Raw genomic sequence first — 15,516 nt, forward strand, 5'->3', positions numbered from 1 at the left:
ACTCCCCGTCTGTTGGTTTTATTTCCGCCTATTCCTTATCGAGTACCCTACCCATATCCTCGCAGCAGTTATATTCGAACTGGATCGTCAAGTGGGTCACACCGAAGCGCCCTTTCAATATCTGTTCCACCTTTTTGTAGATGTCAGCTAGTTCACTGACCAAAATGTCATTTTGCAGGTTTACGTGGGCTTCAAAAAAGAGCGTGTGCTCGTCCAATGCCCAAATGTGGACGTGATGGATATTTTTTATCGCATCCAGCTTTTCGAGTTCCTCCGCCATTTCATCGATATCCACCGTTTTCGGTGTTCCCTGCATCAGGATGTTCGCCGACTCTTTCAATATTTCATAACTTTCCTTGAGGATGTACAGTCCGATCAATACCGTCAATGCGGGATCAATCCAGTAAGCCTCGAAATAATAGATGACTATGCCGCCGACCATTACCCCGACTGATGAAAGGGCGTCGCTCAGAAAATGCAGGTATACCGCGCGCATATTCAAATCATCTCCTGAACTCTTATGCAGCAGGTATACGGCCACTGCATTGAGGATGATCCCGATTGCGGCGATCACGATGACCAACAGTGCGTTTATTTTTTCAGGCTGAATGAACTTGAAATAAGCTTCCCTGAAAAGGAAAAGGGACATGATGATCAGTAGTGTGGCATTGATGACCGCGGCTATGATGGTAGCTCTTCTGTAGCCGAAGGTGTTTTTCTTATCGTGTTCTTTTGCTGCCATCCTGACGGCAAACCAACTGATGATGATGGACAATACGTCGCTGAGGTTGTGGAGTGCATCGGAAAGCAGCGATAAACTGCCGGAAAGCCAGCCACCCAATACTTCGGCGATTGTCAGCACAATCTTCAGGACCATGGTCAGGAGTAAATTTTTCCCTTTTGTGCCATCCGGACTGTCCGGATGGCTGTGTGCATGAGTATGTGCAGTCATCGTTCAAACCTCCAGTCGCGGGCAGCCTTTTGCATGTGCACACCAATCTCTTCCCCCTAATCATACTCCATATTCTTCGGAATGGAAAAAAACATGGCCGCTTTTCCAGACAAAAAGGGACTCCCATTTCAGGAATCCCTCTTGCTTTTCAGCTGATACGTCTTTTCCGCTCTAAACGGGGCAAGGACGATTGCCTTTGCTTGTTCCAAAAGCCTTCATTGCAGAACAGCAAAAGCAGGCCGGAAATGGAAAGCATGGCCCCTATTCCCAGGAACGGCGTTTGGTAAGTCAGCGTAATTTTCGATTCCCCCGCAGGCAGCGGAATGCCGATGAATCCGTAGTTCACCTTCACCGTTCCGACCTCTTTGCCGTTGACCTCCGCTTTCCATCCGGAAGTATACGGGATGGCTGTCGTGAGCACGCTCGGTTCAGCCTGCGTGATCGTTCCGCTTATTTTTTCATCCGTGAAAGTTTTGATTGCCATGGCATTCGCCTGTTTTTCTGATACGCGTGCGGCGTACTGGTCATCAAGCGGATACGCATAGATTTTGATGTCGTCCAACTTGTACGTGCCGGCAGCGCTCAACTGCAGGCTGAGGGCTGCTGATTCCACCGTGCCCCCTTGGCTTCCCATGTTGAACAGCATGTTCTCGCGGTGGAAATAGGAACTGAAGGTCAACAGATCGCTTTGGTCGACCGCCTTGGTCCGATGCGCAAAGGACACCCGTGCATCGTAGCCGATCGGTGTCCAGCCGTACTCCTTTTGGGGTTCGGGATCGAAATCCAAGCCTTCCAGATGGACATACACCTCCGCGTTCGCCAGTTCTTGCAAATTGTTCGGCACTAAATCGATTGTGCCTGCGCCATCTTTGACCGTGATCTTCCCTCCGGAAACGTGCACTTTCTCCGGATCAGCCGATGCCATGGAAAAACCCACATCCTTGACGGTCAGCTCCCCTTCAAATGGCGATAATGCTGCCGTATCCAGCTCTGTCGGTTCCAGCACGATCCCATAGGACAGGAAGGCTTCCTTTTCCACCGGATTGTATTTTTCGAATGCTTCCGTAGAAAGATACACCGATTCCGCGTAGGCAAAGGGATAGGCCTGTTCACTCCGCGCAACGACAAACGCCCCTTCGTCATCCCCGGTCTGTTGAACCACTTCATAGCCGTCAGGCAGATATTTGGCGCGCTTGGCTTCCGTCAAAATATATTTCACACCCAACAGATTGTTGACGATCCGGCGATCATCGAAGCCTCCCCGGACCGGTTGGATCAGTTGGAATTGGTTGTTTTCCAGTTGCTTTGCAAAATCGGCGACTGCCCCGTTGGTAACCGAAAGATAGGAATTCATGCCCATCCGGTTCAGCAGGGACATCTGATTTTTGACGTCATTGTCCTTGGAGGTCACGCCGATCCGATAGATTCCCGGATCTTTGATCAGCTGCTCGGCGCCGCCAAAGGTCTCTTTGTATGTCTCATCGACTGTGCCATAATCCAAAAGAGTCGCGACCTCATTTTGGCCATCCGGTTGGTAGAAATCCCGCGCGTTGGAGACCAAATTGGCCATCCCCAGGACCAGCAGCGCCACGGAAATGGCGGTTTTGGCAGTGCCGCTCAACCGTCCGGATCTGTTCCGCCAAGATCCCCAGGCCATCAATACCAACATCAGCCAAGCAAAGGCAACCGGGGTAAGATAGGCAAGCCGAAACGGAGTCTCCTCTCCGGCGACGGCAACCATCTCCTCTCCGGCAACGGCAACCACCACTGGAACTGAGCTGAACGCAACTGCCGAGAGCACCATCGCTTTCAGTTCAGAACGCGTCAGATTGAACCGTTCATTGAACAGTATCGCCGAGCCAGCCGAAACAAAAAGCGGGATGGCGAAAGTCCAGCGGTTATAGGGACCCGAAAAACCGTTCATGATGGAGCCGAAAGCCGGCAGCAGCAGGATGACGGCGTACACCGACAGGTTCGCCGTGATGTAGCCGAATTTCTTGCGCCACAGAAACAGCAAGGGGGCCAACAGCACCGTGCAGGCGGCAAGGCCAAAGACCGTCCATAAGAACCGCTCCGTGATCAAGAGGTCCTTAAACAGGCCCAGATAATATTCGATCGGATAAAACCTCAGTCCGGCGGCGAATTCCCCCGGTTCTCGGGAAGAATGCAAAAAACCCCAGACAACCGGTGCCAAAAGGATACCGGCCAGCAGCACCCCGATGAGATAGGAATAAAGGGCCCGCCAAACATACCCGAAGATGCTTTTCCATTCCTTGATGCCATGCAGATCGAAATAGCGGGTGATCGCAAAAATAAAGACCAATATCGTCAGCATGTAAAAGAAATAAAAATTGCTGAAAGCACTGCAGAAAACGGCCAAAATAAAGGCGGTGTTCGATTCCCCCTGCAGAATCCGTTCCATCCCCAGGCACAGCAAAGGAAAAATGATCATCGGCAGGAGAAAGAAAGGATGTCTGATCACATTCAAAACCACGTAAAAAGTGAAGGTGTACAGGATGCTTCCAACCAAGGCGCCCGGATTTTCTATCTTCATCTGTCGGCAGAACGCCAAGAAAGCCAAACCGACCGCATACACACGCAGCAACACCAATACATGATAGGCCCATTCCGTCATGCCCGCCGGAAACAGCAAGCCGAGATAGACGAAAGGATCCCCGATCACATAATAACCATAAGAGGCGATGACATCCGCCCCCAAGCCGATGTTCCAATCCCATAAAGGGAATCCGTGCGTTGGATGGCTTAAGAATCCCCGCCACATGCTCAAGTAATCCTTAAAAACGAGATAATGCTGCGAAAAACCGTCGCCTTCCCAAATGAATGACTTCTGTTCCTTCACAAAGTACCCGTAGATGAGGGCCGTCATCACTAAAAATAAGCCTGTATAATAGACAGCTGTTTTTTTTTTCACGTTGTTCTCTTCAAACATGCCTGCTCATCCCCTCTGCTTAAAAATGAACCATTTGCTGAAGGCGTAGTTCAATACGACCACAATGAACTGTGTCGCTAGCTTGGCCACATTAGCATCCAAATGGATCCCGTCGACCAAAATCCACATGCTGAGCATGTCGAAAACGGCCGAGAGCAAACGGAAGGTGCAGAATCGGATGAATTCAAGGGCGCTTTCCTTGAACGTAGAAGTTTTCGTCTTAAAAACATATTTTTTATTCGTAAAAAAAGCAAAAACGATGGAAACGATGATGGAAATCGCATTAGCGACCAAATAATTCATGCCCAGTATCGTATCGCACAGGAAGAATACCGCAATATTGACGGCTGTCGTCAGTCCGCCAAAAATCAAATAGCTGATGACCTCTTCAAATTTTCCATATAGATTCTTCAACCTCTCCATGCCGCCTTATTCACCTCTTCCATTCCGGATTCCCGGCCTTTGTCCAGGCTCGTTTTCCACCTGATCCGACTCAGAATATTCCTGAATGAAATACAACGGACGCTCTTTGGTTTCGATAAACACCCGCCCCAGATATTCCCCGATGATCCCCAACGAAATAAGCTGGATGCCTCCCAGAAAAAAGATACCGGCGAACAAGGAAGGATACCCTGCCACATTTGACCCAAAAATCAACGTTTTTAGCACTTCGGCAGCCAAAACGATGAAGCCGAAAAGGGAGATGATGATGCCGACGACCGACCAAACTTTTAGAGGCACCGTGCTGTAGGAAGTGATGCCGTCGATCGCAAGCTTCATCAGACTGGAAAACTTCCATTTTGTTTCGCCGGCAACTCTCGGCTGGGCCACATACGCAATTTCTTTCTTCTTGAAGCCGATCCAGCTGTACAGTCCTTTCGTATAGCGTTCCCGTTCCCTCAGTTGCTTCAGGGCATCAATGCATTTTTTGTCCAACAGACGGTAATCGCCCACCTGAGGATAGACTTCCTGTTGGGATACTTTTTGAAGCACATGGTAATACTTCCGGGAAGTCCATTTCTTTAGCCAGTTCTCCCCTTCTCTCTCCTTCCTTATAGCATAGACATCATCATAGCCTTCTTCCCACCAATGGATCATCTCTTCAAAAAGTTCCGGTGGCTGTTGCAGATCGGCATCGATGATGATGACCGCATCCCCTTTGGTATAGTCAAGGCCTGCGATCATGGCCGCCTCTTTGCCGAAATTACGCGACAGATCTATATATTGGACCCTATCGTCTTTTTCTTTCAGCTGTTTGACGAGCTGAAGTGTCCGATCCTGGCTGCCGTCATTGACAAACAGGAATTCGAAGGTGTGCCGTTCCAAGTTTACGCACACTTCATTCAATCTTTCGTACATTTTCTCAATAACGGCCTCCTCATTGTAGGCAGGAACCAATATCGTAATTTTCCCCATTATTTCTCTCATCCATTCCTTATCAAGTCAAATTTAAATCTAATTATACTACAAACAGTCGAACATCGTATCGGAAGTCAGGATATTAAGGAGGGAGCATTTGCTCGTTTGCAATGATTTTCCCGCTATACCCGACGCAAATTCATCCTTTCAGGCAGCTTTTTGCCGCGGTTATGACAAAGTCGGCCGTCGGATACCAACGCTGCCCTGTTGATTAACAAAAAAAAATATGCAAAAATATTGAAAAGGATCCACAAACAGTAAGAAGCCAAAGTTGGCCAGTTTAGATACAGATGGCATCCGTCTGAATACAGGAGCGTATCATATGAAAAAAATTTTTTTAATTCTTTTGGCCATCAACATCTTGTTCGGCATCAGTATTCCTCCCATACAGGCCGCCACTTCATCGCGGTTCCTGTCGATTCCGACCCCTTATGATGACGGCACAGATTGGAAAGGTAAAACCCATCAGGCGACCCATCCATCTATTGTCCAATTCGATGAGAAATGGCACGGTTATCGATATTGGATGGCATTCACGCCTTATCCCTTTGAGAATGATCAGACAGAGAATCCTTGCATCATTGCCAGCAATGACGGGATTAATTGGGAAGTCCCCGCCGGCGTCAGCAACCCTTTGGTGCCGACACCAAAAAAAGGGCTGCATTCCTACAATTCAGATGGGCACTTGTTCTATAACCGCTCCACAGCAAAGCTGGAATTATGGTACCGCGAGTTCGTAAAAATTACAAAAGATGTTTCCCAGGAAACGCTCTATCGCATCGCCTCATCGGATGGCAAAGACTGGAGCGATCCGGAAACTATGACAGCGGAAATGGGTGACAAACTGCAATTGATTTCCCCTTCCGTCGTGTTTGAGGACGGACGCTATAAGATGTGGATCATGCGCGACTGGTATGTCCTTTACAGCGAAAGTGCGGACGGCAAAAACTGGGGCCCTTTCAGCGCGATCACCGCTGATGGCAAGGCCGTTCATTCCTGGCATCCGGACGTCATGAAGATCGATGGGGTTTACTATCTTTTGAACCTCAATCGTAAAAGCCGTGAAGATGTAGGCGGCGAACTCAGCTACAGCACATCCACTGACGGCATCCATTTCACCGCAGAAAAACATCTGTTATCGAACAGCGGCGACAAAGCGGATGCTGATGGTTACAGAATCTATCGTTCCAGCATGATCATCGAACCGGACGGGGTTCAATTGTATTATGGCCAGACTTCATTCGACAATCAATGGACCATCGGTATCGCGGCTGGACGTAGCTTGGATGCATTGGCGGAAAAGAAAATGATGCTTCCGGCTGTTGGCGGCGCTCCGCGTGACCACCGAAGAAATATCCCTTCCCACGAATTTTTTCCATCATACCGTATTGGAAGTGAACTGTTCCAATGAAATTGTTGACCTTGAATACGCATAGTTGGATGGAATCCAACTCTAAACAAAAAATGAACTGGCTTGCCCAGCATATAGCCGCCGAACAATATGATGTGATTGCCTTCCAAGAAGTCAATCAATCCCGTTTTGCCCCTGAAGCCACTGCGGAGAATGATCCTTACTATTTTCCAGGGAAAACAAAGCCAGCCATCCGCAAAAACAACTTCGCGTTCGTCCTGCAGCAAACTCTTTTAAAAATGGGGACCGCCTATTATTGGACCTGGTTCCCTTGCCATTTGGGTTATCGGCTATATGATGAAGGTGTGGCAATCTTCTCCCGCCACCCCATCAAAAAGCTCCATGGGTACGTGATTTCATCCAAGCAGCCCTATTTTTCGCAAAAGCGGCGCGGCGTAGCGGGTATTGAAATAACAAACCAAAATGAACGCATGCTTTTCTACTCTTGCCATTTGTCGGGATGGCAGGACAACAAAAGGAATCACTTCCTGGAGGAATGGGTACGGCTGGAAACCGCATTGACCACCCTTCATCCCGATCAAAAAATCGTGCTATTGGGCGACTTCAATGCTTCCGCCAATCGGCGCGGCAAAGGCTATGATTGGATCACAAAAATTTCCGGCTGGCAGGATACCTATGCATTGGCACCCATCCGAAAAGGGAAATTCACTTTCCCCTCCCACCGGACAGGTGCGATCCTTCAGAAGCAGCATCCCCGGCGGATCGACTATATCCTATGCAATTACAAGCCAACAGTTCTGTCCGCTGAAATCCTCTTCGACGGAAAAGATACCCCGCTCATCTCTGACCATTGCGGCCTGAAGGTATCATTGGACTCACTTGCCCATTGAGCCTGAGCACATGAATGCCCAATCCCGGATAAAGGTGGGATTGGGCATTTTTTTGAGTGCCTTGATAAATTCCACTCGGCCCCAAAAAGGCCATTTAGGATTGGACTTTTAGCGATCAGCCTTCATCATAGGAAACCGGATAAAGAATGTCGTTTCTTTTCCCGCAATACTTTGCACATCGATTTCCCCATTATGCGCATGCATGATGTCTTGGCAGATAGCTAAACCCAATCCCGTCCCCCCGCTTTCGCGCGAGCGATCGGTGTCGATCCGGTAAAAGCGATCAAAGATGAGCGGCAGATGCTCCTCGGCAATGCCCTCCCCAAAATCGGTGATCGCCATGACGACTTTTTCATTTTCTTGGTAGGTACTGATCATGATTGGTGTCTGGCGGTCGGAATGGAAAATGGCATTCTGGACGATGTTTAAAATGACTTGCTCGATTTTGTTGCGGTTCATCAAAACATCAGGCACCTCGCCCATAGTCAGTTTCAATTCACGGCCTTCCTGGATCATCTTCAGCAAGGGAAAAATCTCCTGCAGAACAACATTCAGGTTCAATTCGGCTTTCCCCATATACACCTTCCGGTCCAACTTTGATAACTCCAGCAGTTCGTTCACAATGTACGTCAGGCGTTTCGTTTGATCAAGCATGCTCTCCAGCGAATAGCGTATCTTCTCGGGGTTATCCAATTTTCCACGTAACAGAATTTCCGAATAGCCCTGGATTGTCGTCAGCGGCGTCTTTAACTCGTGCGAAGCATCGGAAACGAATTGTTGCAGCTTGCGCTGATTCTCTTCAATGGTTTGAAAGGAATCATGAAGCCGCACTTTCAGCTCATTGGTCGAATCGACCAGTTTGGCTATATCCGCTTGGGCATCGGCGATGACGATCGGCTCAGCCAGATTGTCGACAGCGACTTCAGAAACCGATGCGATGACGCGATCCAATGGGGCCAACGTTTTCCGCAGCATGCGCCGATAGAACCGCCAGGCCAACAACAGAATCATGATGCTGGCAATCATGAAAATGACCAACTGTGTGACAATCAACTCCAGCGCCTCGTGGATGGAATAGATCACTTCAATCGTACCGATTGCTTTCCCTTCATAATAAACAGGTTCGGTGTAAACCGCTGTCTGTTTGTCCTTTAAAAACAGCCGATTGATGTGAATCATTTGCTGTTCCCCGTTGCTTGCGTAAAAAGTCACGTTCGCATCCGAAAGGATATCCTCGGCAAGCTCAGTCGCTTGTTCAGTCAGCAGCTGTCCCTCACCGAGCAGATTGGTCGTTTGCTGTAGGCCATCGAGATAGCTGCCCACTTCCATTTCCCTTTGTTTTTCGGTGTAGAGATAAATCAAGGTTGTCTGCAAAAAACCGATGATTACCAGAAACAACAGCAGCAGCTGCATGCTGCGCTGGAACAGTTGTCTATTCAGATTTTTCGCTTTCATCCTTCCACATCCAATTTGTAACCAAATCCGCGTTCGGTTTTGATGTAACGGTGCGCGGTATCATGCAGTTTTTCCCTTAAGTTGCGGATGTACACTTCGACCACATTCGAACTGCTGAAGTAGTCATAGCCCCAGACCTGATTCATAATCGTTTCTTTTGAGACGACGATGTTCACGTTGTCGAACAGCAAACACATCAGTTTGTATTCTGTGGGGGTCAGATCGAGTTTTTCATCTTCGAACATGATCTCATGGCGGGCATCATCGACCGAAAATGGCCCTTTTCTGATGACAGTGTTCTTCTGCGGGAAACGGCTATTCAAGCGGACCTCCATCCGCGTCAGCAGCTCCAGAAAGCTGAAGGGCTTGGCCAGATAATCATCCGCTCCGGTTTTCAAGCCTTTTACCGTATCCTCCGCTTGGTCCTTCGCTGTCAGCATAATGACGACCACCTCATATTTCTGCTTCAGCATCCGGCAACATTCATAGCCATCCATGCCCGGCATCATCACATCCAAAATGACGATGTCAAAAGGATTTTCATGCATTTTCGTCAACGCCACCAAGCCGTCCTTTGCCGTTTCCACGCTGTATCCTTCGTCTTCCAGTCCCATCGTCAAAAAATCGCGGATGCTCTGTTCGTCATCCACAACCAAAACACGCATTTGTTTCCCGTTCATCGCAATCACCTCTTTGTCTTATTGTAGCACGCTTCCACTTGCTGACAGAAAGGAAAATGTCATCTTCAGCTAATCTTCAGCTTACCTTCATGCCATCCTAAATTTTCTTATCTATAATGAATATAAATAAGAAACCGGAGGAAATAAACATGAAAAGAAAAGCGATCCAATATATGATTCTCGCCATTTATTTTTTGAGCCCTTTACCTATTGCCTTCATCTCGCTGAAAGGGCTAAATTTCAGTATCGCAGCGCCCGCTTTTATCGGAACCATCAGCTACACTTGGTTGTTGTCCGAATTGATAACGGCCGCAAGACCCAAGTTCATCGAAAAATACTTCAGCCTGGATAAGTTCCATCGCTTCCACGGCATCATGGCCATCGTCGCTTTGGCGCTTGGCTTGCTGCATAAAGAATGGGCCAGTTTCGCTTGGGGAGAGTTTGAATTTTCGACTGTCTTCGGGGATTTTGCCATCATGCTGTTCCTGCTGTTGACCGTCCTGTCTGTGCTCTTCATGACCAGCTGGCTGGCCAGAATCAAAATAATTAAAATGGCGAAGGATGCGCTAGGCAATTTTGCCCTCACTAAATACGGAACCATGAAAATTCTGCATAACTTCAACATTGTCGCCATCATCGCACTGTCCGTGCATGTCATCACCATCGCCTACTTCGTGCGGGCCGATCTGACATTGACACTGATGTACAGCCTTTATTTCATCGTTGCTTTGAGCTTCTATGTGTACCATAAGCTGATCCGGCCGATTCTGTTGAAGAATAATATTTATACTATAACCAATGTGGTGAATGAGACCGATCAGATCGTCAGTTTGACGCTGGCCGCCGAAAACGGACGGATCTTTGATTACAAAGCTGGCCAGTTCATCTATTTGAGGGTCAAGGATGATAACTATACTTTTGAAGAACACCCTTTTTCATTGACTTCCGCACCGGAAAATCCGCAGGCCCTTTCTGTATCCATCAAGGATTCCGGCGACTATACGCACATCATCCAACGCATCACGCCAGGGACGAAAGTTACTGTCGAAGGCCCTTACGGCGGCTTATGGCAGCCACTGGAAGACATCCAAAACACGGATAAGAGCTTAGTGCTGTTTGCCGGCGGTGTCGGTGTGACGCCTATGCTGGGCATCTTGGAAAGCCTTCGCCAAAAGAACGCCACCAATAAAGCGGTGCTCATCTGGAGTTTGCGCAACGAGAATGAACTCGCCTATGCAACGGAACTGGCTTCTTTCCAGAAAGACATGCCCAATTTCACATTCGTTCCTTTTTATTCAAACACGAGCGGATACTTGGATGCGGAAAAAACGGCAGCCATTTTCGAAGCCGCTGCAGTTCCTTATGCCACCAGCGAATTTGTCCTTTGCGGTCCGAAAGGGTTCATGCATACGGTTGAATCGGCGCTGGTTTCCAAAAATGTTTCAAAACAAAAAATCCACTTCGAGTCATTTGGGTTGTAGCCAGTGACAGGAGTCCAAACAGGGAGAAAACAAAATGAAAAACAATAACAAAGCAAAAATGATCAGCCTCTTACTCGGCGCAGGTTTACTTTTCGGGGCATGCGGAACAACACAGGCAAGCACTACCGACCAGGCAGTCACCACTGCCGCTGCCAGTTCAGCCGCTTCACCCTCGGAAGTTGCATCGTCATCAAATACCCAGTCGAAGGGAACAACCTTTACCCTGGATGAACTGGCGCAGTATGACGGAAAAAACGGAAATGATGCCTATGTCGCCGTTGATGGCACCGTCTACGACGTCACGAATGCACCCAAATGGCAGAACGGGAACCATTATGGGGTACAGGCGGGTACCGACTTGACCAACGCCATCAGCCGTTCGCCGCATGGAAGCTCCGTGTTGGATGGGCTGCCGATTGTCGGGACATTGGTTGAATGACAGCAAAGTAGGCCGAAGTGCCGCTGATTCGTTGGCAGGATGAGTTTTATGCTTGCGAGGACTATCCAGAAAATTATATATACCATAAAAAGCACCTCTTAATACGTTTAACGTATTAGGAGGTGCTGATCGTTTATTTGCGTCTTTTGGATACAACTCTAAATACTTATGCCTAATTCGTCATCCCCGGCATTACAGCCATGCTGTCGATGATTTCAGGATTCACCATGCCGAAGATCATGGCGATATGCGCAACAACCAGGAAACCGCCGACCAGCATAAAGTGGATTTTCATCTTCTCTTCATCGGTTTTGTTCCGGAACAGGACACCAATTTCCATAAGTGCAATCGGCAATAGGAACAGTACGCCGCTCAAGTAGAAGCCTACTGCCACAACGTCGACCCATGTATGCCAACCGTTTGTGGTGGTCAATGGAATCACTGCGTTAAACAACAGGTAGAAGAATATTCCCGTAAAATAGAAGCCGGCAAAAATGCCGACGATTTTATTCAAAGTCCTCAGGCCGCCTGATTTTACCCTGTCAAAAATAATGAAAAATTCCGAAATCGTCAGCGTCTCCGCGCAGATCACAGGGATGGCCATGAATATGATAAGATTCCAGGGCTGATTTGAAGCTAATAAAGACATGTAATGCGTCATGCTCATTTTGTTTCCTCCTTAAAGTGAAATAACTAAAAATTGATATCCTTAATATACTGAACGAATGTGTAGATTGAATGGAGATTAGTCATCTTCATCAGAGCAACATAATAGCCTGATATCCTTTAAGTGTAGCAAAAAACACTTCAGAAAGAAGGATACACTCATGCTGACGATCCAATTTTTCATCCCAATACTGCTGTTTATGACCCTGATAATGCTCGTCATGAACGGAACCCGAAAATACGATTCTGTTTTGAGAGCAGACGTGAAACGATTACGGTCGGAAAATGAGGCCTTGAGAAAAGAGCTGCTCAAACGCGGCATCATCGAATATGTCTAGCTGCTGGATTACAGCAACCAAATAACCGGCAAAAACCAGCCCGAAAACGAAGTTCCTCTATCGAACTTTCGTTTTCGGGCTGGTTCGTCTTTGTTGATGGATTCGATCGAACGCTTTGCTGCTCAGTTGTCGCACAATGGTGAAAAAATAGAAAGCAACAAGGCGTATATGTTAAAATCCGCAATCAGCTGTTTGAGTGATTGCGGATTTTTTTGGCGACGACCAGTCTATGCCCTCAATATTTTCTCCATGGCCTTGCCCTTTGCCAACTCATCGATCAGCTTATCCAAGTAACGGATTTTTTGCATCAGTTTGTCCTCGATTTCTTCGACGCGATAGTCGCAAATGACCCCTGTGATCAGCGAAACGTTTGGATTCAAGCGCGGTGCCTGTTCGAAAAAGGTCTCGAAATCGACTTTATTGTCCAGCTGTCGCTGCAGCGTGGCCTCATCATATCCGGTCAGCCAGAAAATGATCGCATCGACCTCTTCCTTCGTACGGCCTTTCTTCTCGGCCTTATGGATATACAACGGATATACGCTGGCAAACGACATCCCAAATATTTTTGTGTTTGTGTTTTTCATGCGGGACCCCTTTTGCATTTTCATGATGTAGTTTTTTGATGCTTCTTTTTGTTATTATCCCATAAATCGCAGAAAAGCTCACTTATCTCGCATCAGCATTTCCATGAATTCCTCGCCGGTCATGGTTTCTTTTTCGAGCAGATGGTTTGCAAGTTCATGCATTTTCGGTAGGTTTTCCCTGATGATTTCCTTGGCTTTTTCATGGGCGAATTTGATGATGCGCAAAACCTCCTCATCGATTTTTGCGGAGGTTTCATTCGACACGAGGGAGGTCAAATCCGTTCCCAGATAAGGGTTATTGATCGTTTCCAGGGCCATCATGTCGAACTTTTCACTCATGCCGTAGCGCGTGACCATCGCCCGTGCAATCATTGTCGCGGCTTCAATATCGTTTTCCGCCCCGGAAGTGACCGTATTTAGGATGACTTCCTCTGCGGAGCGCCCGCCCATGTAGGTGACAATCTTGTTCAGGAACTTTTCCCGGCTCAGCAGCAGCTGGTCGGTCTCTTCCGACTGCATCGTATAGCCGAGCACGCCGGATGTCCTTGGGATGATGCTGATTTTGTTGACTGGCGCGGAATCGGTCTGTTTTGCGGCAACGATCGCATGGCCGATTTCATGGTACGCTATCGCCAATTTATCTTCTTTCGAGAGGATCGCATTTTTCCGTTGGTATCCGGCCAGAATGATTTCCAGCGCATACTCCAGATCGGCTTGGTTGATTTTGCTGCGTCCTTCTTTTATGGCATGGAGAGCGCCTTCATTTATCAGATTGGCGAGATCGGCTCCGGAGCTGCCGGGTGTGTCCCTGGCGATCGCCTTCAGATTGACGGCTTCATCCATTTTGACGGATTTTGCGTGCACCGCCAAAACCGCTTCCCTTCCTGCGATGTCGGGCAATTCAAGCGGAATCCGCCTGTCAAAACGTCCCGGCCGCAGCAGCGCTTTGTCCAGAACTTCCGGCTTGTTCGTTGCCGCCAGGATCACCACCCCTTTCTCCGAGGAAAAACCATCCATTTCATTCAATAATTGGTTGAGCGTCTGATCCCGTTCATCATTTCCGGTAAAGCCCGCTACGTTACGGCTCTTGCCGATCGTATCGATTTCATCAATGAAGACGATGCAGGGGGCTTTTGCCTGAGCTTGATCGAACAGATCCCTTACCCTGGCGGCGCCCACCCCGACGAACATCTCCATGAATTCGGATCCCGATATCGAGAAAAACGGTACTCTGGCCTCGCCCGCGACAGCTTTGGCAAGAAGCGTTTTCCCGGTACCAGGCGGTCCGACCAGCAGAATCCCTTTCGGCATCTTGGCTCCGATCTCCCGGTATTTTTGCGGATTATGCAGAAAATCGATCACTTCCCAGAGCGCTTCCTTCGCTTCGTCTTGGCCCGCTACGTCCGCAAAGGTTTTCCCGGTTTCCGATTCCGCATAAATCTTGACATTGCTTTTGCCGAATTTCATTTCGCTACCGACGCCGCCGATCCGTCCTTGCAGTCGGCGCATCATGAAGCTCCAGAACGCATAAAGTAACGCAAACGGGAGAATCCAAACGAGGAAGAAATTCACCAGCGGAGACGTTTCTTCAATAATCTGGGTTGTAAACGTGGCATCAGTCGCCAGCAATCGGTCGGTAAGCTCCGGATCTTCCATTCTGCCGGTGATATAGGCAGCCGTCTTCCCCTCATCGTCCAGCGCCGTGAATTCGATCCGGTTCTCCTCCACCAACACCGACTCGACACTGCCTTCTTCCAGCATCGTCACAAATGTCTTGTAATCCACTTCCGTCACCGGGTTTTCACCCAGTCCGGGGGAAATGAAAAAATTCAGCACAATCAGAAAAGCGACAGTTGTCAAAGTAAAATTCAGCCATTGTTTGTTGATTTTCGGGGGCATTTTCGACTCCATCAGCTACTCCCTCCCCTTCTTCTTTTAGCGCAATCCATTGCTGCTGTTGATCCATAACATATTTAATGTCTACTGAATAATTTATAAACCTTATTGTGACAGCGTTTTTCGATGTTTTTTGGTATAATAGATGCATGGAATCTAGGGGAAAACACCAAAAACCCGTGCACTTTTTTCAAAAATGATACGAAGAGGCGATGAAAATGTACAAAAAGCAGACGAATCGGCAATTGACCATTTATGACTTCGATCAGCCATTGGGCCTCACAATGAATCCAGAAAACCGTTGGGTCAAAAAGGCAGCTTCGATTCCCTGGTCAGTCATTGAAGATAAGTACGCTGCTCTGTTCAACAGTGACAGAGGGAACATCGCCAAGCC

At 48.2% G+C, this 15,516-nt stretch carries 14 protein-coding genes and 1 pseudogene; 6 read left to right on the forward strand and 9 right to left on the reverse strand.

What is annotated here, in order from left to right:
* Positions 1 to 28: 28 nt before the first annotated feature.
* The 4 genes from BMX58_RS04170 to BMX58_RS04185 form a co-directional block, all read right to left on the reverse strand.
* A complete protein-coding gene (locus tag BMX58_RS04170; protein WP_068622264.1) occupies positions 29 to 952 on the reverse strand; it encodes a cation diffusion facilitator family transporter in 924 nt (307 codons plus the stop codon).
* A 148-nt stretch (positions 953 to 1,100) separates the two neighbouring features.
* A complete protein-coding gene (locus tag BMX58_RS04175; RefSeq protein ID WP_068622262.1) occupies positions 1,101 to 3,902 on the reverse strand; it encodes a YfhO family protein in 2,802 nt (933 codons plus the stop codon).
* Between the two features lie 6 nt (positions 3,903 to 3,908).
* Entirely contained in the window at positions 3,909 to 4,325 is a 417-nt protein-coding gene (locus tag BMX58_RS04180) for a GtrA family protein (protein WP_084253827.1), read from the reverse strand.
* A gap of 6 nt (positions 4,326 to 4,331) precedes the next feature.
* Entirely contained in the window at positions 4,332 to 5,318 is a 987-nt protein-coding gene (locus BMX58_RS04185; protein ID WP_068622260.1) for a glycosyltransferase family 2 protein, read from the reverse strand.
* A gap of 325 nt (positions 5,319 to 5,643) precedes the next feature.
* Between BMX58_RS04185 and BMX58_RS04190 the strand changes: the two genes are divergently transcribed.
* Both BMX58_RS04190 and BMX58_RS04195 read left to right on the forward strand, forming a co-directional pair.
* Positions 5,644 to 6,732, forward strand: coding sequence for a hypothetical protein (locus tag BMX58_RS04190; RefSeq protein WP_068622259.1), 1,089 nt, complete (start codon positions 5,644 to 5,646; stop codon positions 6,730 to 6,732).
* Positions 6,729 to 7,583 carry an endonuclease/exonuclease/phosphatase family protein gene (locus BMX58_RS04195; protein ID WP_068622257.1) on the forward strand — a complete coding sequence of 285 codons (855 nt, stop codon included), beginning with the start codon at positions 6,729 to 6,731 and terminating at the stop codon, positions 7,581 to 7,583. Before BMX58_RS04190 ends, BMX58_RS04195 begins: the two co-directional genes overlap by 4 nt.
* Before the next feature lie 108 nt (positions 7,584 to 7,691).
* Here the strand turns inward: BMX58_RS04195 and BMX58_RS04200 are convergent, their stop codons facing one another.
* A complete protein-coding gene (locus tag BMX58_RS04200; protein WP_068622255.1) occupies positions 7,692 to 9,038 on the reverse strand; it encodes a sensor histidine kinase in 1,347 nt (448 codons plus the stop codon).
* The gene (locus tag BMX58_RS04205; RefSeq protein ID WP_068622253.1) at positions 9,035 to 9,718 is read right to left on the reverse strand and encodes a response regulator transcription factor; all 684 of its coding nucleotides are present in this window, start codon (positions 9,716 to 9,718) and stop codon (positions 9,035 to 9,037) included. The genes BMX58_RS04200 and BMX58_RS04205 overlap by 4 nt, the downstream gene beginning before the upstream one ends.
* 149 nt (positions 9,719 to 9,867) lie before the next feature.
* Here BMX58_RS04205 and BMX58_RS04210 point away from each other — a divergent pair, with 149 nt between their 5' ends.
* Entirely contained in the window at positions 9,868 to 11,199 is a 1,332-nt protein-coding gene (locus BMX58_RS04210) for a ferredoxin reductase family protein (protein WP_068622251.1), read from the forward strand.
* A gap of 223 nt (positions 11,200 to 11,422) precedes the next feature.
* Positions 11,423 to 11,638: a cytochrome b5 domain-containing protein gene (locus BMX58_RS14895; RefSeq protein WP_068622448.1), complete on the forward strand. Its 216-nt coding sequence runs from the start codon at positions 11,423 to 11,425 to the stop codon at positions 11,636 to 11,638.
* A 172-nt stretch (positions 11,639 to 11,810) separates the two neighbouring features.
* Here BMX58_RS14895 and BMX58_RS04220 read toward each other — a convergent pair whose 3' ends face one another.
* Positions 11,811 to 12,305 (reverse strand): DUF6803 family protein, encoded by a 495-nt coding sequence (locus tag BMX58_RS04220; RefSeq protein ID WP_068622248.1) that lies wholly within the window; start codon positions 12,303 to 12,305, stop codon positions 11,811 to 11,813.
* Between the two features lie 160 nt (positions 12,306 to 12,465).
* Here BMX58_RS04220 and BMX58_RS14630 point away from each other — a divergent pair, with 160 nt between their 5' ends.
* Positions 12,466 to 12,642: a hypothetical protein gene (locus BMX58_RS14630; protein ID WP_157077223.1), complete on the forward strand. Its 177-nt coding sequence runs from the start codon at positions 12,466 to 12,468 to the stop codon at positions 12,640 to 12,642.
* A 227-nt stretch (positions 12,643 to 12,869) separates the two neighbouring features.
* On the opposite strand, the gene BMX58_RS04225 is transcribed toward BMX58_RS14630, so the two are convergent.
* Both BMX58_RS04225 and ftsH read right to left on the reverse strand, forming a co-directional pair.
* Positions 12,870 to 13,226 carry a DUF2200 domain-containing protein gene (locus tag BMX58_RS04225; RefSeq protein WP_068622246.1) on the reverse strand — a complete coding sequence of 119 codons (357 nt, stop codon included), beginning with the start codon at positions 13,224 to 13,226 and terminating at the stop codon, positions 12,870 to 12,872.
* Positions 13,227 to 13,304: 78 nt separating this feature from the next.
* The gene (ftsH, locus tag BMX58_RS04230; RefSeq protein ID WP_068622244.1) at positions 13,305 to 15,137 is read right to left on the reverse strand and encodes an ATP-dependent zinc metalloprotease FtsH; all 1,833 of its coding nucleotides are present in this window, start codon (positions 15,135 to 15,137) and stop codon (positions 13,305 to 13,307) included.
* Positions 15,138 to 15,340: 203 nt separating this feature from the next.
* Here ftsH and BMX58_RS14900 point away from each other — a divergent pair.
* Positions 15,341 to 15,516, forward strand: a pseudogene (locus BMX58_RS14900) (IS5/IS1182 family transposase); the annotation flags it as partial.

Source organism: Trichococcus ilyis (assembly GCF_900109135.1).
Lineage (GTDB): Bacteria > Bacillota > Bacilli > Lactobacillales > Aerococcaceae > Trichococcus > Trichococcus ilyis.

Coding starts and splice junctions, on each gene's coding strand:
- BMX58_RS04170 (WP_068622264.1), bottom strand. CDS start 952: ATGACTGCACATACTCATGCACACAGCCATCCGGACAGTCCGGATGGC.
- BMX58_RS04175 (WP_068622262.1), bottom strand. CDS start 3,902: ATGTTTGAAGAGAACAACGTGAAAAAAAAAACAGCTGTCTATTATACA.
- BMX58_RS04180 (WP_084253827.1), bottom strand. CDS start 4,325: ATGGAGAGGTTGAAGAATCTATATGGAAAATTTGAAGAGGTCATCAGC.
- BMX58_RS04185 (WP_068622260.1), bottom strand. CDS start 5,318: ATGGGGAAAATTACGATATTGGTTCCTGCCTACAATGAGGAGGCCGTT.
- BMX58_RS04190 (WP_068622259.1), top strand. CDS start 5,644: ATGAAAAAAATTTTTTTAATTCTTTTGGCCATCAACATCTTGTTCGGC.
- BMX58_RS04195 (WP_068622257.1), top strand. CDS start 6,729: ATGAAATTGTTGACCTTGAATACGCATAGTTGGATGGAATCCAACTCT.
- BMX58_RS04200 (WP_068622255.1), bottom strand. CDS start 9,038: ATGAAAGCGAAAAATCTGAATAGACAACTGTTCCAGCGCAGCATGCAG.
- BMX58_RS04205 (WP_068622253.1), bottom strand. CDS start 9,718: ATGAACGGGAAACAAATGCGTGTTTTGGTTGTGGATGACGAACAGAGC.
- BMX58_RS04210 (WP_068622251.1), top strand. CDS start 9,868: ATGAAAAGAAAAGCGATCCAATATATGATTCTCGCCATTTATTTTTTG.
- BMX58_RS04220 (WP_068622248.1), bottom strand. CDS start 12,305: ATGAGCATGACGCATTACATGTCTTTATTAGCTTCAAATCAGCCCTGG.
- BMX58_RS14630 (WP_157077223.1), top strand. CDS start 12,466: ATGCTGACGATCCAATTTTTCATCCCAATACTGCTGTTTATGACCCTG.
- BMX58_RS04225 (WP_068622246.1), bottom strand. CDS start 13,226: ATGAAAAACACAAACACAAAAATATTTGGGATGTCGTTTGCCAGCGTA.
- ftsH (WP_068622244.1), bottom strand. CDS start 15,137: ATGGAGTCGAAAATGCCCCCGAAAATCAACAAACAATGGCTGAATTTT.